Here is a 19045-nt window from a genome sequence, read left to right on the forward strand (position 1 = left end):
CCATTCATACCGCATCAGGGCACCGCCGTAGTTCACTACCGTCGCTCCGCGACCGCGGCCAGCACCGCGCGCGTCGACCACCGGTCCCCCACGGTGATGCGCACCCCACCGTCGCTGTAGTGGCGAACCCGCAGACCGGCCGGCTCGAACACTTCCCGCCAGGGCTTGCCCGCCGGCGGTAAGTACACGAAGTTGGCGTGCCCCTCGGTGACGTACACCCCCATCGCGCGCAGCCGCATCCGCAGGTAACGCCGCTCGGCGGCGATCGCCCGGATCCGGCGCTGCAGCTGGCGTTCCGCGTCGTAGGACGCCGCGACGGCCACCAGGCTGGTGTTGTCCGTGCCGAACGGCAACTGCATCCGCCAGAGCGTGGCGGTCAGTTCGGCAGACCCGAAGCCGTAGCCGATGCGCAGGCCGGCCAGCCCGTAGGCCTTGGAGAAGGTCCGCACTACCAGCACGTTCGGATACCGGCGGACCAGCGACAGGCCGTCGAGCCGGAATGCGGGCGAGACAAACTCGATGTAGGCCTCGTCGAGCAGGACGATGGTGTCGCTGGGCACCGCGGCCAGGAAGCGCTCGACCGCGAGCGTCGACTCCAGCGTCCCGGTCGGGTTGTGCGGCCGGCACAAGACCACCACTTTGGCCTCGGCGGCGGCCTGCGCCAGGGCATCCAGGTCGTGATGGCCGTATTCGTCCAGCGGAACCATGATCGGTTGCAGCCGGGCCATCTGCGCGAAGATCGGATAGCCGTCGAACGTCGGGGTGGCCATGGCGATCCGGTCGCCCGGCTCGGTCATGGCATGCAACACCTGCATCGCGACCCCGGTGGCGCCCGGGCCCAGCACCACCTGGTCCTCGGCCACGCCGATTCGGGAGGCGATCAGCCGCCGTAGCCGCTCCGGCAGGAACTCCGGATAGCGGTTGGCGGAATCGATCGCGGCGATCAGGGCTGACCGCACCGCGGGCAGAGGTGAGAACGGACTCTCGTTGAGCGACAACGCCAGTGGATCGGTCGCATCGGGGAGCGCGGCGACGGTGTCGTCAGCGATCCGGGTCAGGGGCTGCATCAGGCGGCCCTGCCGCCCCACCGCACCGCAGCCGCCCCGGCGAAATCACCGGCGTGGGCGAAGGCCGCCATCAGGACGGTGTCGCCGGCCGCAACCTTCCCGTCGCCGATCGCCCGGTCAAGATTGATCGGAATGCCCGCACCGAACAGGTTGCCGCACTGATCGAATGTGTCGACATGCCGTTCGGCGGGCAACTCCAGTGCCTCGCGCCAGTTGCGCAGGAACACCCGGTTGGGTTGGTTGGTGACGAATAAGTCGACGTCCCGCGGCTTCAGCCCGAGTCGATGACACACCGCCAGTGCGACTTCGGGCACCTGCCGGTTGCCCCGCGCCAGCACCTTCGTGATCTTCGATTCGGTGAATCCGATGTACCCCTCGGCGGACCCGGGCTGCCACCATTTGCGCGGCGGATCGAACGCGATCGTCATGTCACCGGCGAATTCGCCATAGGTGCGGGTTTCGATATCGAGGATCGGCGACTGATCCGACACCGTGACGAGGCCGACAGCCGCGCCGTCGCCGGGCACCGCCGCCTGGGCCTTGCGCCGGACGGTCGGCTGGTCGAAAACCTGCCCGGCCGCGTTCTGTGCGATCGCCACCAACGCGGTGTGCCCCGCGCCCGACGACAGTAACTGCCGGGCCACCTGCAGTCCCAGCACGAACGCCGCGCAGCCGCCGTTGTGCAGATCCAGCACCCAATTCGGCCGCATACCAAGCCGATGCGCGATCGCTCCACCACCGCCGTAGAACGGCATGTCCGGCATCTGGGTGTGGGTGATCAGGATGTCGGCGCCGGCCACCACCTCTTCGCCATGACGCTCGATCAACCCGGCGGCGGCCCGCTCGACCATGTCGGTGGCGGTTTCCTCGGGGGCGATGTGATGGCGGAACTTCGGCGCCCGAAACATCAGGTTGTCGCGCAGTTCGTCGGAGTCGGCGAACTGCGCGTAGTAGTCGGCGGGAATCGGATCGCCGGGCAGGTAGCTCGCGACGTCGATCAGGCTGACGCTGGGTTGGCTCATAGCAGTGCTCATCTCATCCACTCGGGGGTCACCGGCAGTCCGTTGCGATGTCGGTATTCGGCAATCGCCTTGAGGTTCTTCAGCTCCAGTTCGTGCCCGGCACCGAACATGTCCCAGAAGTCGCCGACCCACACCGGCCGTTCCGGTGGCGCGGTTTCGGGGTAGGGGTTCTCGTCGTAGAACGGGTGATGGCAGTTCGTCCAGAGCACCACCGAACCGGGCTTGTCGAGCACGACCTGCGCGTCGATCACCCGCATCAGGTAAACCATCCACAGGTGCTTACCCTGGTCCCACGCACAGTGGTAATCGACGGTGCGCGCCTGTGGATTGGCTTCGGTGCGGGTGTATATCGAAGTTTGCGAACCCAATCGGTCATAGGCCAGCCACAGCCCCGGTTCGTCGGTGGTCTCGAACCCGCGCAGGCTGTAGGTCCATTCCTCCAACGAGCGGGTGTCGGACAGGTATGCGTAGAGTTCATCGGGCGGGCAGTCGATGTAGTCGTTGACCGTGCAGTATTGGCCAAAGACCTGATCGTGCGGGTACACCGACCGCATCATCTCCATGATGACCGGGGTGGCCGTCTCCCGCGGGGAGGTCTCGATCCTGGTGACCCCGTCAATGGGGTCTGCGGATCCGGTGTGGACGACGATATCGTCAAGCGCGGGCAGCAACATGGGTCGTGCTCTCCTCTGTGGTCGGGGTGGCGTGCCGCAACGCAGCCAGGAATGGTGCGAACGGCGGGATTTCGTCGGCAGAACACTCGATGCTGACGACGGAGGGCCCGTCGTCAGCCAAGGCTGTTCCCAAGGCGGTACGCAGCTGGCCGGGCTCGCCGACGTCGACCGAACGCAGCCCGGGGAACATCGCCGCCAGCCCAGCACCGAGATTGCTGGCCCGGAATCGGTTGTAGCTATACATATCTCGGTAGTACAACTTCTCCCGCGTCACACACATGGCATGTGCGTTGTTGTTGAACAGCACGAACGTGATCGGCAGCCGGTACTGCCAGGCGGTGTGCATCTCCATGCCGTGCATGAAGAATGAGCCGTCACCGGCCACCACCACGACGCGGCGCCCCCGGCCGAAGGCCATTCCGATGGCCGCACCGAAGCTGTAGCCCATGCCGCCCATGCCCAGTGCAACGATGAACCGTCCCGATCGGCGTACCGGAAGGTTGTGGATGGCGGCCGCGCCGGTGTTGCCCGCGTCGACGACGATGTCGACATCGTCGGGCAGAACGGCGTCGAGTGCGGAAATCGCATCCCGGTAACGGATTCCGTCACCGTCGTGGCGCGGCGGGATCAGCTCCTGGTGTCCGATGAGCTCGGGAACCCGCAGGCCGGTGGGCCGCTGCCCACCCCCCGAGAGCATCATCGCCAGCTGCCCCAGCGACGTCCGCAGGTCGTCGGTATGAATGTGGGTGCACGGCAGATACGGCGCGGCGGAACCAATCGACATCACCGGCACGCAGCTCAGCGCATCATCCAGCCCGGTGCGCGCGGTGACGTTCAGTCGGGATCCGATCAGCAGGCACAGCGCGCTGTCGCGAATCGCGTCGGCGATGCCCGGGTGGCCCATCACGCCGGTGACACCCAGCGATGACGACGAGCCCAGTCCCGGTGAGCCGCTGACATCCTTCGCGTCCGGCACGGTCGCCACCCTGGCCCGCAACAGGGCACGCAACCGCTCGAGTTCGACGCGGGCGTCGTCACGTGCCACTTGCTCGCCGGCGATGATTGTCACGGGTCCGCGAGCCCGGCGCAGCGCTCGGGCGATCAACCTGGGATCACCCACCGTCGGCGGCTCCGGTGCAGACATCAGCCGGCTGCGCACCGGAACCAATGCCTGCTGAACATCTTTGGGCAGCAACAGAACTGCCGGTCCGCCCCGCCACGCGGCTGCGATCGCTTCGGGCAACGCGGTCAGGACCTCTTCGGCGGATGTGATGCGTCGGCAGTACACCGACACCGTCGAGAACAGCGCCTGAGCGTCAAGCGAACCGTTACGACCACTGGTGTCCTGAAAGCTGCCGCGACCATCCATAACAGTGGGTGGCTGTCCGACCAGCGCCAGTACCGGGACCCGGCTGGCCAGCGATTCACCCAGTCCCGGAACGATATTCAGCGAACCACCGCCGGAGGTCGCCATGACCACGCCTAGCCCGCACCCTGCCCGGCTGTAGCCGTCAGCCATTGTCGCCGCGGAGAACTCGTGCTTCGCCAGGACAGCGGTCACGCCGTCATGAAAGTACGCGGCATCGTAGAGATCCTCGACATTGGCGCCGTCGACACCGAACATGTAGTCGACGCCGATAGCCGCAAGTTGGTCGACGATGTGGTCGACCACGCGCTGTTGTCCGTCCATCTGAAGATCACCTGTCCTCCCCCAACCCTGTGAGAGACACGAGGGGCAGGGTGGATCGGTTCACTGCGAGCAAATGAGAACTGTTTTAACAGAACGCTTTTGACTGATCGTTAGATCAGGGGTGACTACAGGCTGCGTTGTAGCAGCACGTCCCCGGTCGCAGCCTTGACGACCTGCACAGCGGCGATCTTCTCCATCGGCATCGACGTGCTGCCGGTCGGCGAAGCCGACTCACCCTCGCGGGCCATCCACGTCGCCAACTGGACGCGGCTACCGTCGCGGCCGACCGCGTACATCGCCAGCTTGTCGCCGTCGTCGGTGGCGTCGGCGCCGATCTCCTCGTGATAGGTGCACGTCATCTCGATGTGGGTACCCCACCCCATCGGCGTCACCTGCAGCGTCGCATCGAACGAGGACGGCGCCACCGGCGTCATGCTGACCGACATGCCAGACGCCTGCGGTGCGGGGTTGCTTGTCCCGAACGGCGCCGGCTTGACCGCGACAAGGATCCCGACAGCCAGAACCGCGGCCGCAGCGGCCGCCACCGTCCAGGTGATCCACCGCCCGCGGCGACGGCGGCGCCGCACCTCGAAGAGCACACCGTCGAGCAGCTGCGGGCGCAGGGGCGGCGGCTCGACCCTGCCGGTGTCGATCGCGGCCACATCGTCAGGGCCGAGCATGGCCAGCAGAGCGGGCATGCCGCTGAGCTCACCGACGGCCGTCCGGCAGGGCACGCACCCGCTCAGGTGCGTTTCGTACTCTCGGCGCTCAGTGCTCGACAGGGACCCCAGTACATAGGAAGCGTCCCAGGTCTCGTAAGGATCGTATGGATCCTTCACCGGGTCACCCCCATCTCCTGCAGCGTCAAGCGAAGCGCACGTACCGCGTAGTGCAGCCTCGACTTCACCGTTCCCTCGGCAATCTGAAGGTCGGCCGCGATCTGCGCCGTGGTCCAGCCAAGATAGTAAGAGCGCCGGACCACCGCGCGATGATCGGGCGACAGCTGTGCCAGCGCGTCGCCGATCAACAACCGGTCCAGTGCCGTGTTGACCTCGTCAGGCCCGGCGGGCTCCGGCGCCCCCTCGGTGTCCAGCGAATTGGTCTCACGCCGGAACCGGGCGCTGCGGCGTTCGTCGATGATCATGTTGCGGGCGACCGTGAACAGCCAGGCCCGCGCCGAACGCTCGGCATCGCCGGCCACCTCGGGGTGCTGCCAGGCCCGCAGCAGCGTCTCCTGCACCACGTCCTCTGCGCGCGCTGGATCCCCGGTGAGCCGCAGCGCATACCGCCACAATGCGGCCGCGTGCTCCTCGTAGAGCACCCGCACCAACGCCGCTTCCGGGTCGTCCATCACTAAACCTCCCGGCTGAGATACGTAACCGGAGAGTGGCTGGTTCAAAGTGTGCGCCGAGTGCACCCGTGGAGCATCGAAATCGACGTCAGGGTCGTGATCCAGGCCGAGGAACAGCCATGGTGGCGATTTCGTGCAGGGAGTCGGCGCAGATCAGGCGGTGAGGATTCGCGGGCCGTCGTCGGTGACCGCGACGGTGTGCTCCCAGTGCGCCGCCCGGGACCCGTCGGAGGTGACGACGGTCCATTCGTCGGCCAGGATCCGCGTCTTGGTGGTGCCCAGAGTCAGCATCGGCTCGATCGCCAGTACCGAACCGGCAACCAGCAGCGGTCCGCGGCCAGGCTCGCCCTCGTTGGGCAGGAAGGGGTCCATATGCATCTGCCGGCCGATGCCGTGTCCGCCGTAGCCGGCAACAATCCCGAACCGCCGGCCGTACGCGCGCTCGGCGGCGCGGGTGCCGTTCTCGATCGCATGGGAGACGTCACTGAGCCGGTTACCGGGGATCATGGCCGCAATACCGGCTTCCATGGACTGCTTCGTCGCCATGGACAACGCCTCATCCATGGCGATCAAGGTGCCGATGCCGAAGGTGACGGCGGCGTCGCCGTGCCAGCCCTCGATGATCGCACCGCAGTCGATCGACACCAGGTCACCGGCGGCGAGCTTCTCCTCGGGCATCGGAATGCCGTGCACCACACGGTCATTGACCGACGAGCAGATGCTGGCCGGATAGCCGTGGTAGCCCAGGAACGACGGGATACCGTTGGCTCCCCGGATCACCGATTCGGCGACGTCGTCAAGATCCTTGGTCGACACCCCAGGTGCCGCGGCCGCCTGGACAGCACGCAGCGCGGCGGCCACCACTGCCCCGGCAGCGGCCATCGCCTCCAGTTCACCCGGTGTGCGAGCAGGAACCGTTTTGCGATTGCGCAGACCGGGCAGCGAGACCATCGAGCGTCAGTGACCGAGAGCCAGCAGCGCCCGGGCGAACACCTCGTCAGTGCTGCCGACGGCGTCGACGGTCTTGAGCTCGTCGCTGTAGTAGTCCAGCAACGGGGCGGTCTCGTCGCGGTAGACCTTGAACCGGTTGCGGATGATGTCCTCTTTGTCGTCATCCCGGCCGCGGCTCATGAGACGGGCGACCAGCTCGTCCTCGGGCACCCGGAACTCGAGCACGGCATCCAGCTTGAGGTTGCGGCGGTTGAGCATTTGCTTGAGCGCCTCGGCCTGCTCCACCGACCGGGGGAACCCGTCCAGGATGAAGCCGCCGGCGGCGTCATCGGCGTCCAGCCGGTCGTCGACCAACGCATTGGTCAAAGTGGCCGGCACCAGGTCACCGGCGTCGAGATACTTCTTTGCTTCCAGCCCCAGGTCGGTGCCGGTGCTGATGTTGTGCCGGAACAGGTCCCCGGTGGAGATATGCGGGATACCGAGTTTCTTGGCCAGGTCAGCGGCCTGAGTTCCCTTGCCCGCGCCGGGCGGACCAAGCAAAACGATTCTCACTTCAGGAACCCTTCGTAGTTGCGCTGCATCAGCTGGCTCTCGATCTGTTTGACCGTATCCAAACCGACGCCAATCATGATCAGAACCGCGGTACCGCCGAACGGCAAGTTCTGGACACCGCCGCCGCTGCCCATCTGCAGGAAGACGTTCGGCAGAACGGCGATCACACCCAGGTAGATCGAGCCGGGAAGGGTGATCCGGTTAAGCACGTAACGCAGGTAGTCGGCGGTGGGTTTACCCGGCCTAATACCGGGGATGAAGCCGCCGAACTTCTTCATCTCGTCGGCACGTTCGTCGGGGTTGAACGTGATCGACACGTAGAAGTACGTGAAGAAGATGATCAGACCGAAGTAGATGCCGACGTAGACGGGATCAGCGGGGTTGGTCAGATAGTTGGCGACGAACCGGTCCCACCAGCCGTTACTCGGGGTGGTTCGGCCGCTCTGGATCAGCTGGGTGATCAGGTGCGGGATGTAGATCAGCGACGAGGCGAAGATGACCGGGATGACGCCGGCCTGGTTGACCTTCAGCGGCAGATACGTCGACGTGCCGCCGTACATCCGGCGGCCCACCATGCGCTTGGCGTACTGCACCGGGATCCGGCGCTGGCCCTGCTCGACGAAGACCACGCCGACGATGATCACCAGGGCTGCCACGCAGACGGCGGTGAAGATCAGGCCACCGCGGCTGTCCAGGATGCTCTTGCCCTCGGCGGGGATCCGGGCCGCGATGCCGGCGAAGATCATCAGCGACATGCCGTTGCCGACGCCACGCTCGGTGACCAGCTCGCCCATCCACATGACCAGGGCGGCGCCCGCGGTCATCACCAGCACGATGATCACCAGGGAGAAGATGCTGGTGCTCTGGAGGATGTCCAGCGAGCAGCCCTGGAGCAGGCCACCGTTGGCGGCCAGCGCCACGATGCTGGTGGCCTGCAGGATTGCCAGTGCGATCGCCAGGTAGCGCGTGTACTGGGTCATCTTGGCCTGGCCGGCCTGACCTTCTTTACGCAGCTGCTCGAAGCGGGGAATCACCACCGTCAGCAGCTGCACGATGATGCTGGCGGTGATGTAGGGCATTACGCCCACCGCGAACACCGTCAGCTGCAGCAGCGCGCCGCCGGAGAACAGATTGATCAGCGAATAGATCTGCCCCCCGCTGCCACCGGAGACCTGCTCGATGCACTGGTGGATGTTCTTGTAGTTGACCCCGGGGGACGGCAGCGATGCGCCGACCCGGTACAGGATCACAACACCCAGGGTGAACAGGATCTTTCGCCTCAGGTCGACCGTCCTGAGCGAAGAGATGAAAGCCGAGAGCACTCTTCCTCCTGGGCAGCCGGACGGGAGTCTCAGCGTGCCAATGGGGCTGGTCTGGCCAGCGTTCGGGTAATCCTGCCTTGCACCGATCGCCGCCAGGTTTTCCCCCTGGAGCATCGCGCGCTCAAACAGTCTACGAGAGTAACAGTTGGCCCAGGCAGGGCGGCAATCCTCAAATCGGCACAGCCCAAGTCGGCCCGCGCTCACAGCCGACGCTCAGTGGGAATCGCGTACAGTCGCTAGTGGTTATACAAGCTAAGTATAAGTTGCGGAAGTTAAGGGCCAAGGAATGACGCGTACCGATAACGACACCTGGGATTTAGCATCCAGCGTGGGAGCCACAGCCACCCTGGTCGCCGCCGCCCGCGCCGCGGCGAGCCGGGAGACCGAACCCCTGATCGACGATCCTTTCGCCGAACCACTGGTGCGAGCCGTCGGTATCGACTTCTTCATCAAAATGGCCGGCGGAGACCTCCCCACCCCTAACGACCAGACCGCCATGGGCGTGACCCGGATGACCGACAACATGGCCGTGCGGACGAAGTTCTTCGACGAGTTCTTCCATGGAGCCGCCGAGGACGGGGTCCGACAAGTGGTCATCCTGGCCTCCGGGCTGGACTCCCGCGCCTACCGGCTGGACTGGCCGGCCGGCATGGTCGTCTTCGAGATCGATCAGCCAGACGTCATCGCGTTCAAGACCCAGACCCTGGCCGAACAGGGCGCCACGCCGACCTGTGACCGCCGCACCGTGGCGATGGATCTGCGTTACGACTGGGCCAGCGCGCTGCGTGAAGCCGGCTTCGACCCCGAGGCGCCCACCGCCTGGAGCGCCGAAGGCCTGCTGGGCTATCTACCCCCCGACGCCCAGGACCGCCTGCTGGACACCGTCACCGACTTGTCCGCGCCGGGCAGCCGGATCGCCATCGACACCGCACCGCCGTCGAATCCGGAGGAGAGCGAAGAGTCGCGCGAACAAATGGAGACCATCTCGGCGCACTGGCGCGAAAACGGCTTCGACCTCGACTTCGGCAGCCTGGTGTACCTGGGTGAGCGCAACGAGGCCACCGCTTACCTCACCGGCCACGGCTGGAACGTCAGCGCCGCCCCGGTCAACGATCTGCTGGCCGCCGGCCAACGAGCGACCTTCGGCTCAGACGAACCGATGGGCAAGCTCTACTACATCAGCGCCAGCTACGGCGGTGCCCGATGAGCCGCAGCGACTCTGACACCTGGGACCTGGCCACCAGCGTCGGGACCACCGCCACCATGGTGGCCGCCGCCCGCGCGGTCGCCAGCCGCGAAGAGAACGCACTCATCGACGACCCGTTCGCCGCACCCCTGGTCCGCGCCGTCGGCATCGACGTCTTCACCAAGATGGTTGACGGCGACATCGACATCGCGGCCACCGACACCGAGGGCACCGCCCGGGTGATGACGGACGTCATGGCGGTGCGAACCCGCTTCTTCGACGACTTCTTCCTGAATGCGACCGGAGCCGCTGGGCCGGCGACATCAGGCTCAGAGGCGGGAGTGCGCCAGGCCGTCATCCTGGCGTCCGGCTTGGACTCCCGGTCGTACCGGCTGGACTGGCCGGCCGGGACCGTGGTCTACGAAATCGACCAGCCCAAGGTCATCGAATTCAAAACCGAGACACTGGCTGCACTGGGCGCCTCCCCCACCACCGATCTCCGCACAGTCAGCATCGACTTGCGTGAGGATTGGCCGGCGGCCTTACGGGCCCACGGCTTCGATGACACAAAGCCGACTGCGTGGAGCGCCGAAGGGCTGCTCGTCTACCTACCCCCGGAGGCCCAGGACCGGCTCTTCGACAACATCACCGCGTTGTCGGCGCCGGGAAGCCGACTGGCCACCGAGTACCACCCCGATGGCGGCAGCGGTCTGGCTGCCCGCTCCAAGGCGATCAGCGACCAGTGGCGGGAACGGGGGCTGGAGCTCAACATGGCCGACCTGTTCTATGCCGGGGAGCGGAACCCTGTCATCGGTTATCTCGAAGGGCAGGGCTGGGAGGTCGGCTCTCAAGCGCGCGCCGAACTGTTCGCGGCGTACGGACGGCCCTTCCCCGAGACCAACTTGACCGAATCACTACGGAACTCCGTTTCCGTCACCGCAACCCGGAAGTAGCACCACCATGAGCGAGACCCAATCGATCCGATACGACGGCGACACCTGGGACCTGGCGTCCAGTGTCGGCGCCACCGCGACGTCGGTGGCGGCGTCCCGCGCGCTGGCCTCCCAGGGGCCGGACGCACTGATCCACGACCCGTACGCCGACGCCCTGGTCAAGGCGGTCGGCGTGGAATCGCTGATCCGGGTGGCCAACGGTGAGGCGACCGTCGAGGACGACCCGATGCTCAACCGACGCAGGATGACCGAGCAGATCGCGGTCCGGACGCGCTACTTCGACGATTTCTTCACCAACGCGGCCCGCGACGGCGTACGCCAGGCCGTGATCCTGGCCTCCGGGCTGGATACCCGCGCCTACCGGCTGAGCTGGCCGGCTGGCGCGGTGGTGTTCGAACTCGACCAGCCTCAGGTCATCGAGTTCAAGACCCGCGTAATGGCCGACCTCGGCGTGTCCCCCACCGCCGAGCGACGGGCCATCAGCGTCGACCTGCGCGACGACTGGCCGGCAGCGTTGCAGGAGAACGGTTTCGACGTCAACCAGCCGACCGCCTGGATCGCTGAGGGACTACTGATCTATCTGCCGCCGGAGGCACAGGATCGCCTACTGGACAACATCACCGCACTGTCGGCCCCGGACAGCCGTTTCGCCACCGAATTCATGGCTGCGGGAATGACATTGCCGGACAGCTGGCGCGACCGATTCAAGAAATACTCGGCGCAGATCGGCTCCGATATCGACCTGCCGGCCTTGTTCTATGACGGCGAGCGGAATGCGGCCGGCGACTATCTGAGCGAGCGCGGCTGGCGGATCAGCACCCAGACCACCCGGGAATCGTATGCCGCCAACGGTTTCGAGATGCCCGACGACGAGACGCTGGTGCAGTTCAGTGACACGACCGGCTATCTGACCGCGACCCGCGCACGGGAGAACTGATGGCACGCACCAACGATGACACCTGGGACCTGACCTCCAGCGTGGGCGCGACTGCGACGATGGTCGCGGCCGGGCGCGCATTGGCCACCAAAGATCCCCGCCACCTGATCGATGATCCGTTCGCCGATCCCCTCGTCCGGGCCGTCGGCATCGACTTCTTCATCAAAATGATCGACGGAGAACTCGACGGGTCACTATTCGACGATGTGACTCCCGAACGGGTGCAGGCCATGATCGACGGAATGGCTGTGCGCGCCAAGTTCTTCGACGACTACTTCATCTCGTCGACCGACCGCGGGATCCGGCAGGCGGTGATCCTGGCATCGGGCTTGGACGCACGCGCCTACCGGCTGCCATGGCCGGCAGGCACGACGGTGTACGAGATAGACCAGCCCCAGGTGATCGAATTCAAGACCAGCGTGCTCGAGGATCTCGGCGCCCAGCCCACCGCACAACGCCACACCATCGGCATCGACCTGCGCGAGGACTGGCCCGCAGCGTTGCGTGCAGCCGGTTTCGACGTGACAGCACCCACCGCATGGGTGGCCGAAGGACTGTTGGTGTACCTGCCGCCCGAGGCACAGGACCAGCTGTTCGACACCATCACTTCGCTGAGTGCGCCCGGCAGCGCCGTAGCCACCGAATACGTGCCCGGCATCATGGATTTCGACCCCGCGAAGGCCACCGAGATGACGGCCAAGGCCCGTGATCAGGGCCTGGATCTCGATATGGGGTCGCTGGTCTATCCCGGCCCACGCAGCCACGTGATCGATTACCTGGACAGCAAGGGCTGGGATGTCACCGGCACCCCCGGCGATGAGCTATTCCGGCGCCTCGGCCTGCCCGCGTCCCCCGAACACGACGACAACGACCCGTTCGGCGAAATCGTCTACGTCAGTGCCACTCTGGATTGAACCCCAGCCACAACAGGCTGGTGCCGCTCAGCGCCCGCTGACCCTGATCCAGTAATCCGCTGACCGACTGCCCGAGCAACGCCGTGACGGCATCGGGCAACGACGCAGCCGCAGGCTGCGAAGAGGGTTTGGGGCGCAAGAAGTCCCGCAATGACGAACCGGGATAACTGGCCAGGTCGACCTCGGCGTCGACGTCGATTCCGGCGAGCACCTTGGCCCGCCGCACCGCCGTCCTCAGCCCACCGAGTTCGTCCACCAGCCCACGCTCCAGAGCATCGGCACCTGTCCACACCCGGCCACGGGCCACCGCGTCGACCGCCTCGACCGACATGTGCCGCGCCTCGGCCACCCGCTGGACGAAGTCGCTATAGAACAGGTCAGCCTCGGCCTCCACCAGAGCCTGCTGCTCTGGGGTGAACGGCGCGTTGACCGACCACGCATCGGCGTTGTCGTTGGTCCGCACACTGTCCGACCCGACCCCGAGTCGCTCTTTGAGTTCACGAGCCACCAGCTTGCCGGTCAGCACGCCAATGGAGCCGGTGATGGTGCCCGGGTTGGCGACGATGGCATCGGCCCCCATCGCGATGTAGTAGCCGCCCGAAGCCGCCACCGCACCCATCGAGGCGACGACGGGCTTGCCCTTGGCGCGCACCCGCGTCACTTCCCGCCAAATGGTCTCCGATCCGGTTACCGACCCGCCTGGACTGTCCACCCGCACCACCACAGCGGCCACATCGTCATCGGAAGCGACCTGCCGCAGCGCGGCACCGATGGTGTCGCCGCCGGCACTGGAGCGCCCGAACGGAAGCCCCTGCGGGCCGCCGCGGCCGCTGACGATCGACCCCGCGACCGTGACCACCGCGATCCTCGGGCGCTTCTTGCGACCCGGGACGGACGGCAGCGGCGGCATGGGCGCACTCTTGCGAACCTGCGCGTAGCGGGACAGGAACAGCCGCGGCGGAGCGTTGTCGTCGGAGTCGGCGTCACCGGTCTCGGGTGTAACACCTTCCGGAGGGCACGACCCGGGAATAGATTGAGTGCCAGTCAGTTCGGCGATGCGACCGTAGGCCTCGTCACGGAATCCGATGCGGTCGACCAAGTGGCCGGCGATCGCGTCGTCGCGCAGCAGCGGCGCGCGGTTGGCCAGTTCGTCGACGGCCGCGACCTCGATATGCCTCGACTCGGCGATGGCCTGCCACACCTGGCTGTGCAGGCTGGCGATCAGCCGGGCATCGGCCTCGCGGTGGGCGTCGGTGTAGTGGTCCTGGGTGAACATGTTGACCGCCGACTTGTATTCGCCGCGGGCGACGAACTGGGCCTCGATGCCGGCTTTGCCCAGTGCATCGCGCAGGAACAGCGCATTGGTGGCGAACCCGATCAGGCCGACGGTGCCTGTGGGCTGCATCCACACTTCGGAGAATGCCGAGGCCAGGTAATAGGACAGCGTGCCCGGGTAGGTCTCGGCCCAGGCCAGCGACGGCTTCGCCTCGGTGAACGCGGCGATGGCTGCCCGCAACTCCTGTACCGCGCCGGGCGGTGCTGCCGAAAGCTGGACGCGCGCAATCAGTCCGGCGACCCGCGGATCCTCGGCGGCGCGATGGATCGCAGCGACGGCATCGCGCAGCAGCATCGTCCGGCCGCCACCGGTGATGAAGGTCAGCGGGTCGAACCCGCTGACCTCCGGCGGAACGGCCTGCAGGTCGAGCTCCAGGACGCAGCCATCGGGCACTCCGTGATGCCGGGCGGTGTCGATGCGGCGCAGCGCGTCGCGGATGTCGTCGGCGCCCGGGACGGCGGGCAGAAAGGCGAACATACCGTCGAGGCTACCGGCGCTGGGAGCGGCGCCGGCCGGCACGCTCGTACGGTGGAGGGGTGAGGTACTCCATCTCGATACCGCAATTCGACGTCGACGGCTTCGACGGCGAGGCGCTGCGAAGCTACCTGGTCCGTGCCGAGGAGCTCGGCTTCGAGGGCGGCTGGACGCTGGAGCAGGTGATCGGGCCTGCGCCGTTGATCGCTCCGCTGGAGCTGCTGTCCTGGGCCGCGGCGGGCACCACGACACTGCGGCTGGGGGTGGCGGTGCTGATCACCTCCCTGCACGACCCGCTACAGCTGGCCTCCTCGATCACCGCGGTGGACCGGCTCAGCCACGGCCGCCTCGAGCTCGGCGTCGCACCCGGTGGCGGACGGCGTCAATTCCAAGCCTTCGGCGTCGACCCCGACACCTTCATCAGCAGCTTCACCGAGGGCCTGCAGTTGATGAAGGCGGCGTGGTCCGATGATCCGCGGGTTACCTTTCACGGCCGATTCCGCCATGTCGACGATCTGCCGATCTCACCCAAGCCGGTGCAGCGGCCACACCCGCCGATCTGGTTCGGCGCCAACGCTCCTCGCGCGATCGCCCGGGCAGTCCGGCACGGCGATGCATTCATGGGCGCGGGATCGTCGACAACGGAGAACTTCGCGACGGCGGTACAGACATTGCGCACCGAGCTGGCCGCGCAGGACAAGGATCCGGCGACATTCCGGGTCGGCAAGCGGGTGTACCTGATCGTCGACGATGACAGCGCCACGGCACGGGAGCGGGTGCTCGCGGGGCTGCGCCGGATCTACGGGACGATGCCGGGGGTGGACGCGGTCCCCGTCTCAGGCACCCCGGCAGAGGTTGTCCGCGGGCTGCGTGAGGTGATCGACGCGGGCGCGCAGACTCTGCTGCTGAACCCGACCGGTGCGAACGTCGCCGAGGATCGCGAGCAGATGGAACGCCTTGCCGCCGAAGTGATTCCGCAACTGAGTTAGCAACGAAAAAGGCCCCCTGACACGCAGTGCGTGCGGGGACCTCTTTCTTGAGTACTAGCTCAGAGCTCGGTGGCCGAACCGCCTGCGGCGGTGATGGCCTCGCGGGCGCTGCCGCTGAACTTGTGAGCGGTGACGTCGATCTTGGCGGTCAGCTTGCCATCGCCGAGCACCTTGACGAGCACGTTCTTGCGAACCAGGCCCTTGTCCACCAGTTCATCGACACCGACGGTGCCGCCCTGCGGGAAGGCCTTGTTGATGTCGCCGACGTTGACGACGGCGTACTCGGTGCGGAACCGGTTACGGAAACCCTTGAGCTTGGGCAGCCGCATGTGGATCGGCATCTGCCCGCCCTCGAAGGTCACCGGCACGTTCTTGCGGGCCTTGGTGCCCTTGGTGCCACGACCGGCCGTCTTACCCTTGGAGCCCTCACCGCGACCGACGCGAGTCTTCGCGGTCTTGGAGCCGGGAGCCGGCTTCAGGTCGTGCAGCTTGATGACGCTCATGATTTTGCCTCAACCGCTTCTACTTCGACGAGGTGGTGCACGGCGTTGATCAGGCCGCGCGTCTGCGGCGTGTCCTCGCGAACCACCGACTGGCGAATCTTCTTCAGCCCCAGGGTCCGCAGGCTCTCACGCTGCTTCCAGCGGGCACCGACGATGCCGCGCACCTGGGTGATCTTCAGGTCTGCCATGGTTATGCGCTTCCTTCACGCGCGGCTGCAGCAGCCAGCGCATCGCTTTCCCGACGCGCGCGCAGCATTCCGGCCGGCGCAACATCTTCGATCGGCAGCCCGCGACGGGCGGCCACCTCTTCGGGACGCTGCAGCAGCTTCAGCGCGGCAACGGTGGCATGCACCACGTTGATCGCGTTGTCACTGCCCAGCGACTTGGCCAGAACGTCGTGCACGCCAGCGCATTCCAGCACGGCACGGCACGCGCCACCGGCGATGACGCCGGTACCGGGGCTGGCCGGACGCAGCATCACGACACCGGCCGCAGCTTCGCCCTGCACGGGATGGGTGACGGTGCCACCGATCAGCGGGACGCGGAAGAAGTTCTTGCGCGCTTCCTCCACACCCTTGGCGATCGCGGCCGGAACCTCTTTGGCCTTGCCGTAGCCGACGCCGACCAGTCCGTTGCCGTCGCCGACGATCACCAGTGCGGTGAAGCTGAACCGACGACCACCCTTGACCACCTTGGAAACACGGTTGATCGTGACAACGCGCTCCAGGTAATTGCTCTTCTCGCCGCCATCGCGACCGCCGCGGCCGCCACGGTCTCCACGATCGTCGCGGCGGCCTCGGCCACCGCGATCGTCACGTCCGCCGCGCTGCACGTCGGTCCGGGTGCCGGCCGAGGGTGCGCCGGTATCCGGCGCTGCGCTCTGCTCCGACATCATGCGGTCCTTCCGTTGTAAGTCATTAGAATTTCAGTCCGTTCTCGCGGGCGGCATCGGCCAGCGCCGCGATCCGGCCGCCGTAGGTGTTGCCACCGCGGTCGAACACGACAGCGTCGACACCGGCGGCCTTGGCGCGCTCGGCGATCAGCTGACCGACCCGCACGCTGTGCGCCTTCTTGTCGCCCTCGACCGCACGGACGTCGGCCTCGATGGACGAGGCCGCGGCGACCGTAATGCCTTCGGCGTCATTGACCAGCTGCACGTGGATGTGCCGCGAGGAGCGGTTGACCACGAGGCGCGGCCGCTCGGCGGTGCCGACGACCTTCTTGCGCAGCCGGTTGTGCCGACGGAGGCGCGAAACCCGGCGCGCGGCCGAGACACTCGTACCGACCGGAGTGCGATCGGTGGCTGCCTTCTGTGCTTGAGCCATGGCTTACTTACCTGTCTTTCCGACCTTGCGGCGGATCTGCTCACCCTCGTAGCGCACACCCTTGCCCTTGTACGGGTCCGGGCGACGCAGCCGACGGATGTTGGCCGAGATCTGGCCGACCTTCTGCTTGTCGATACCCGTGACCGAGAACTTGGTGGGCGTCTCCACCGCGAAGGTGATGCCCTCCGGAGCCTCGATGATCACGGGATGGCTGAACCCGAGCGCGAACTCGAGGTTGCTGCCCTTGAGCTGCACGCGGTAACCGACGCCGAAGATCTCCATCTTGGTGGTGTAGCCCTCGGTCACACCGGTCACCAAGTTGGACACCAACGTGCGCGACAACCCGTGCAGCGAGCGGCTGCGCCGCTCGTCGTCGGGCCGGCTGACCACGATGGCGCCGTCGTCGTTGCGCGCTACGGAGATCGGCTCAGCGATCGCCAGTTGCAGCGTGCCCTTGGGGCCCTTGACCGACACGTTCTGGCCGTCGATCGTCACATCTACACCGGCGGGAATCGCCACCGGCTGCTTTCCAATGCGTGACATGTTTAAGTCTCCCTCACCACACGTAAGCGAGGACTTCGCCGCCCACGCCCTGTCGGGACGCCTGGCGGTCGGTCAGCAGGCCGGAGGATGTGGAGATGATCGCCACACCCAGGCCGCCGAGCACTCGCGGAAGATTGGTGGATTTCGCGTACACCCGCAGACCGGGCTTGGACACCCGGCGCAACCCGGCGAGACTGCGCTCGCGGTTGGGGCCGTACTTGAGTGAAACAACCAGCGACTTGCCGACCCGAGCATCCTCGGTCCGGAAATCGTTGATGTAGCCCTCGCGCTTGAGGATCTCGGCGATATTCGCCTTGATCTTGCTGTGCGGCAGGGTCACCTCGTCGTGATACGCCGAATTGGCGTTGCGCAGACGTGTCAAGAAGTCTGCGATCGGGTCCGTCATGGTCATGACTGGGCCTGTCTACCTTCCTCGCAGCGGTTCCCACTCGGGTCGATTCCCTTGGGGGCCTGCTGCGCACCTGTTCTGTAGGGGTCTGTTACCAGCTGGACTTTTGCACGCCGGGCAGTTCGCCGGCATGCGCCATCTCACGCAAGCAGATACGGCACAGGCCGAACTTGCGGTACACGGCATGGGGACGCCCGCACCTGTTGCAGCGGGTGTAGCCCCGCACGGCGAACTTCGGCTTCTTGTTGGCCTTGTTGACCAGTGCCTTCTTTGCCATCTGCTCAGTTCTCCTTGAAGGGGAAGCCCAGCGCGCGCAGCAGCGCTCGACCTTCGTCGTCGTTCGTCGCCGAAGTGACGACCGTGATGTCCATGCCGCGGGGCCGGTCGATCGAGTCCACGTCGATCTCGTGGAACACCGACTGCTCGGAGAGCCCGAAGGTGTAGTTGCCGTGGCCATCGAACTGCTTGGGGCTCAGACCGCGGAAGTCGCGGATACGCGGCAGCGCGATCGACACCAGCCGGTCGAGGAACTCCCACATGCGGTCGCCGCGCAGGGTCACCCGCGCGCCGATCGGCATGCCCTCGCGCAGCTTGAACTGCGCGATCGACTTGCGGGCCTTGCGAATCTCGGGCTTCTGGCCGGTGATCAGCGCGAGGTCGTTGACCGCGCCGTTGATCAGCTTGGCGTCGCGGGCGGCGTCACCGACACCCATGTTGACCACGACCTTGACCACGCCGGGGATCTGCATGACGTTGGCGTAGTTGAACTCGTTGTTGAGCGCCGCCTTGATCTCTTCGCGGTAGCGCTGCTTCAGCCGGGGCTGAACCTTCTCTGCGGTTGTCATCG

General features: G+C 66.3%; 23 protein-coding genes. 5 read left to right on the forward strand and 18 right to left on the reverse strand.

The features are described 5' to 3' along the window. Positions 1-35: 35 nt before the first annotated feature. The 9 genes from G6N38_RS05635 to secY form a co-directional block, all read right to left on the reverse strand. Positions 36-1067 carry a pyridoxal phosphate-dependent aminotransferase gene (locus tag G6N38_RS05635; protein ID WP_163746636.1) on the reverse strand — a complete coding sequence of 344 codons (1032 nt, stop codon included), beginning with the start codon at positions 1065-1067 and terminating at the stop codon, positions 36-38. Continuing rightward, positions 1067-2089, reverse strand: coding sequence for a 3-oxoacyl-ACP synthase III family protein (locus G6N38_RS05640; RefSeq protein WP_246227725.1), 1023 nt, complete (start codon positions 2087-2089; stop codon positions 1067-1069). The genes G6N38_RS05635 and G6N38_RS05640 overlap by 1 nt, the downstream gene beginning before the upstream one ends. A gap of 8 nt (positions 2090-2097) precedes the next feature. Next, positions 2098-2763, reverse strand: a complete 666-nt coding sequence (locus tag G6N38_RS05645) for an SRPBCC family protein (RefSeq protein WP_163746638.1) — start codon at positions 2761-2763, stop codon at positions 2098-2100. Beyond that, entirely contained in the window at positions 2744-4453 is a 1710-nt protein-coding gene (locus G6N38_RS05650; protein WP_163746639.1) for a thiamine pyrophosphate-binding protein, read from the reverse strand. The genes G6N38_RS05645 and G6N38_RS05650 overlap by 20 nt, the downstream gene beginning before the upstream one ends. A 125-nt stretch (positions 4454-4578) precedes the next feature. Beyond that, positions 4579-5292 (reverse strand): anti-sigma factor family protein, encoded by a 714-nt coding sequence (locus tag G6N38_RS05655; protein ID WP_163746640.1) that lies wholly within the window; start codon positions 5290-5292, stop codon positions 4579-4581. Next, positions 5289-5804, reverse strand: coding sequence for a sigma-70 family RNA polymerase sigma factor (locus G6N38_RS05660; RefSeq protein WP_163746641.1), 516 nt, complete (start codon positions 5802-5804; stop codon positions 5289-5291). Before G6N38_RS05660 ends, G6N38_RS05655 begins: the two co-directional genes overlap by 4 nt. 153 nt (positions 5805-5957) lie before the next feature. Continuing rightward, positions 5958-6755 (reverse strand): type I methionyl aminopeptidase, encoded by a 798-nt coding sequence (gene map / locus G6N38_RS05665; protein WP_163746642.1) that lies wholly within the window; start codon positions 6753-6755, stop codon positions 5958-5960. A 6-nt stretch (positions 6756-6761) separates the two neighbouring features. Continuing rightward, on the reverse strand, positions 6762-7307 hold the full coding sequence (locus G6N38_RS05670; protein WP_163746643.1) for an adenylate kinase: 546 nt from the start codon (positions 7305-7307) through the stop codon (positions 6762-6764). Beyond that, positions 7304-8629: a preprotein translocase subunit SecY gene (gene secY, locus G6N38_RS05675; protein ID WP_163746644.1), complete on the reverse strand. Its 1326-nt coding sequence runs from the start codon at positions 8627-8629 to the stop codon at positions 7304-7306. Before secY ends, G6N38_RS05670 begins: the two co-directional genes overlap by 4 nt. A gap of 286 nt (positions 8630-8915) precedes the next feature. Between secY and G6N38_RS05680 the strand changes: the two genes are divergently transcribed. The 4 genes from G6N38_RS05680 to G6N38_RS05695 are packed head-to-tail and all read left to right on the forward strand — an operon-like array spanning position 8916 to position 12619. Beyond that, positions 8916-9836, forward strand: coding sequence for a class I SAM-dependent methyltransferase (locus G6N38_RS05680; RefSeq protein WP_163746645.1), 921 nt, complete (start codon positions 8916-8918; stop codon positions 9834-9836). Next, positions 9833-10768, forward strand: a complete 936-nt coding sequence (locus tag G6N38_RS05685; protein WP_163746646.1) for a class I SAM-dependent methyltransferase — start codon at positions 9833-9835, stop codon at positions 10766-10768. The genes G6N38_RS05680 and G6N38_RS05685 overlap by 4 nt, the downstream gene beginning before the upstream one ends. A 7-nt stretch (positions 10769-10775) precedes the next feature. Next, positions 10776-11705 carry a class I SAM-dependent methyltransferase gene (locus tag G6N38_RS05690; protein WP_163746647.1) on the forward strand — a complete coding sequence of 310 codons (930 nt, stop codon included), beginning with the start codon at positions 10776-10778 and terminating at the stop codon, positions 11703-11705. After that, entirely contained in the window at positions 11705-12619 is a 915-nt protein-coding gene (locus tag G6N38_RS05695) for a class I SAM-dependent methyltransferase (protein ID WP_163746648.1), read from the forward strand. The genes G6N38_RS05690 and G6N38_RS05695 overlap by 1 nt, the downstream gene beginning before the upstream one ends. Here the strand turns inward: G6N38_RS05695 and sppA are convergent. Continuing rightward, entirely contained in the window at positions 12600-14432 is a 1833-nt protein-coding gene (gene sppA / locus G6N38_RS05700; RefSeq protein ID WP_163746649.1) for a signal peptide peptidase SppA, read from the reverse strand. The genes G6N38_RS05695 and sppA overlap by 20 nt on opposite strands. A gap of 59 nt (positions 14433-14491) precedes the next feature. On the opposite strand from sppA, the gene G6N38_RS05705 reads away from it, so the two are divergent. Further along, positions 14492-15418, forward strand: a complete 927-nt coding sequence (locus tag G6N38_RS05705) for an LLM class flavin-dependent oxidoreductase (RefSeq protein WP_163746650.1) — start codon at positions 14492-14494, stop codon at positions 15416-15418. Positions 15419-15477: 59 nt separating this feature from the next. Here G6N38_RS05705 and rplO read toward each other — a convergent pair whose 3' ends face one another. From rplO to rplE, 8 genes are all read right to left on the reverse strand, one after another. Further along, entirely contained in the window at positions 15478-15921 is a 444-nt protein-coding gene (rplO, locus tag G6N38_RS05710) for a 50S ribosomal protein L15 (RefSeq protein ID WP_163746651.1), read from the reverse strand. Further along, positions 15918-16109 (reverse strand): 50S ribosomal protein L30, encoded by a 192-nt coding sequence (rpmD, locus tag G6N38_RS05715; protein WP_163746652.1) that lies wholly within the window; start codon positions 16107-16109, stop codon positions 15918-15920. Before rpmD ends, rplO begins: the two co-directional genes overlap by 4 nt. 2 nt (positions 16110-16111) lie before the next feature. Further along, on the reverse strand, positions 16112-16816 hold the full coding sequence (gene rpsE / locus G6N38_RS05720) for a 30S ribosomal protein S5 (protein ID WP_246227728.1): 705 nt from the start codon (positions 16814-16816) through the stop codon (positions 16112-16114). Between the two features lie 22 nt (positions 16817-16838). Beyond that, complete coding sequence (gene rplR, locus G6N38_RS05725; protein ID WP_163746653.1) at positions 16839-17246, reverse strand: 50S ribosomal protein L18; 408 nt, start codon at positions 17244-17246, stop codon at positions 16839-16841. Positions 17247-17249: 3 nt separating this feature from the next. Next, positions 17250-17789: a 50S ribosomal protein L6 gene (gene rplF / locus G6N38_RS05730; RefSeq protein WP_163746654.1), complete on the reverse strand. Its 540-nt coding sequence runs from the start codon at positions 17787-17789 to the stop codon at positions 17250-17252. 13 nt (positions 17790-17802) lie between these two features. Then, positions 17803-18201 (reverse strand): 30S ribosomal protein S8, encoded by a 399-nt coding sequence (gene rpsH, locus G6N38_RS05735; RefSeq protein WP_163746655.1) that lies wholly within the window; start codon positions 18199-18201, stop codon positions 17803-17805. An 88-nt stretch (positions 18202-18289) separates the two neighbouring features. Beyond that, positions 18290-18475, reverse strand: coding sequence for a type Z 30S ribosomal protein S14 (locus tag G6N38_RS05740; protein WP_083736047.1), 186 nt, complete (start codon positions 18473-18475; stop codon positions 18290-18292). A gap of 4 nt (positions 18476-18479) precedes the next feature. Continuing rightward, positions 18480-19043: a 50S ribosomal protein L5 gene (gene rplE, locus G6N38_RS05745; RefSeq protein ID WP_163746656.1), complete on the reverse strand. Its 564-nt coding sequence runs from the start codon at positions 19041-19043 to the stop codon at positions 18480-18482. Positions 19044-19045 lie beyond the last annotated feature (2 nt).

This window comes from Mycolicibacterium helvum (assembly GCF_010731895.1).
In the GTDB taxonomy this organism is placed as follows: domain Bacteria; phylum Actinomycetota; class Actinomycetes; order Mycobacteriales; family Mycobacteriaceae; genus Mycobacterium; species Mycobacterium helvum.

Coding starts and splice junctions, on each gene's coding strand:
- G6N38_RS05635 (WP_163746636.1), bottom strand. CDS start 1,067: ATGCAGCCCCTGACCCGGATCGCTGACGACACCGTCGCCGCGCTCCCC.
- G6N38_RS05640 (WP_246227725.1), bottom strand. CDS start 2,089: ATGAGCCAACCCAGCGTCAGCCTGATCGACGTCGCGAGCTACCTGCCC.
- G6N38_RS05645 (WP_163746638.1), bottom strand. CDS start 2,763: ATGTTGCTGCCCGCGCTTGACGATATCGTCGTCCACACCGGATCCGCA.
- G6N38_RS05650 (WP_163746639.1), bottom strand. CDS start 4,453: ATGGACGGACAACAGCGCGTGGTCGACCACATCGTCGACCAACTTGCG.
- G6N38_RS05660 (WP_163746641.1), bottom strand. CDS start 5,804: ATGGACGACCCGGAAGCGGCGTTGGTGCGGGTGCTCTACGAGGAGCAC.
- map (WP_163746642.1), bottom strand. CDS start 6,755: ATGGTCTCGCTGCCCGGTCTGCGCAATCGCAAAACGGTTCCTGCTCGC.
- G6N38_RS05680 (WP_163746645.1), top strand. CDS start 8,916: ATGACGCGTACCGATAACGACACCTGGGATTTAGCATCCAGCGTGGGA.
- G6N38_RS05685 (WP_163746646.1), top strand. CDS start 9,833: ATGAGCCGCAGCGACTCTGACACCTGGGACCTGGCCACCAGCGTCGGG.
- G6N38_RS05690 (WP_163746647.1), top strand. CDS start 10,776: ATGAGCGAGACCCAATCGATCCGATACGACGGCGACACCTGGGACCTG.
- G6N38_RS05695 (WP_163746648.1), top strand. CDS start 11,705: ATGGCACGCACCAACGATGACACCTGGGACCTGACCTCCAGCGTGGGC.
- sppA (WP_163746649.1), bottom strand. CDS start 14,432: ATGTTCGCCTTTCTGCCCGCCGTCCCGGGCGCCGACGACATCCGCGAC.
- rplO (WP_163746651.1), bottom strand. CDS start 15,921: ATGAGCGTCATCAAGCTGCACGACCTGAAGCCGGCTCCCGGCTCCAAG.
- rpmD (WP_163746652.1), bottom strand. CDS start 16,109: ATGGCAGACCTGAAGATCACCCAGGTGCGCGGCATCGTCGGTGCCCGC.
- rpsE (WP_246227728.1), bottom strand. CDS start 16,816: ATGATGTCGGAGCAGAGCGCAGCGCCGGATACCGGCGCACCCTCGGCC.
- rplR (WP_163746653.1), bottom strand. CDS start 17,246: ATGGCTCAAGCACAGAAGGCAGCCACCGATCGCACTCCGGTCGGTACG.
- rplF (WP_163746654.1), bottom strand. CDS start 17,789: ATGTCACGCATTGGAAAGCAGCCGGTGGCGATTCCCGCCGGTGTAGAT.
- rpsH (WP_163746655.1), bottom strand. CDS start 18,201: ATGACCATGACGGACCCGATCGCAGACTTCTTGACACGTCTGCGCAAC.
- G6N38_RS05740 (WP_083736047.1), bottom strand. CDS start 18,475: ATGGCAAAGAAGGCACTGGTCAACAAGGCCAACAAGAAGCCGAAGTTC.
- rplE (WP_163746656.1), bottom strand. CDS start 19,043: ATGACAACCGCAGAGAAGGTTCAGCCCCGGCTGAAGCAGCGCTACCGC.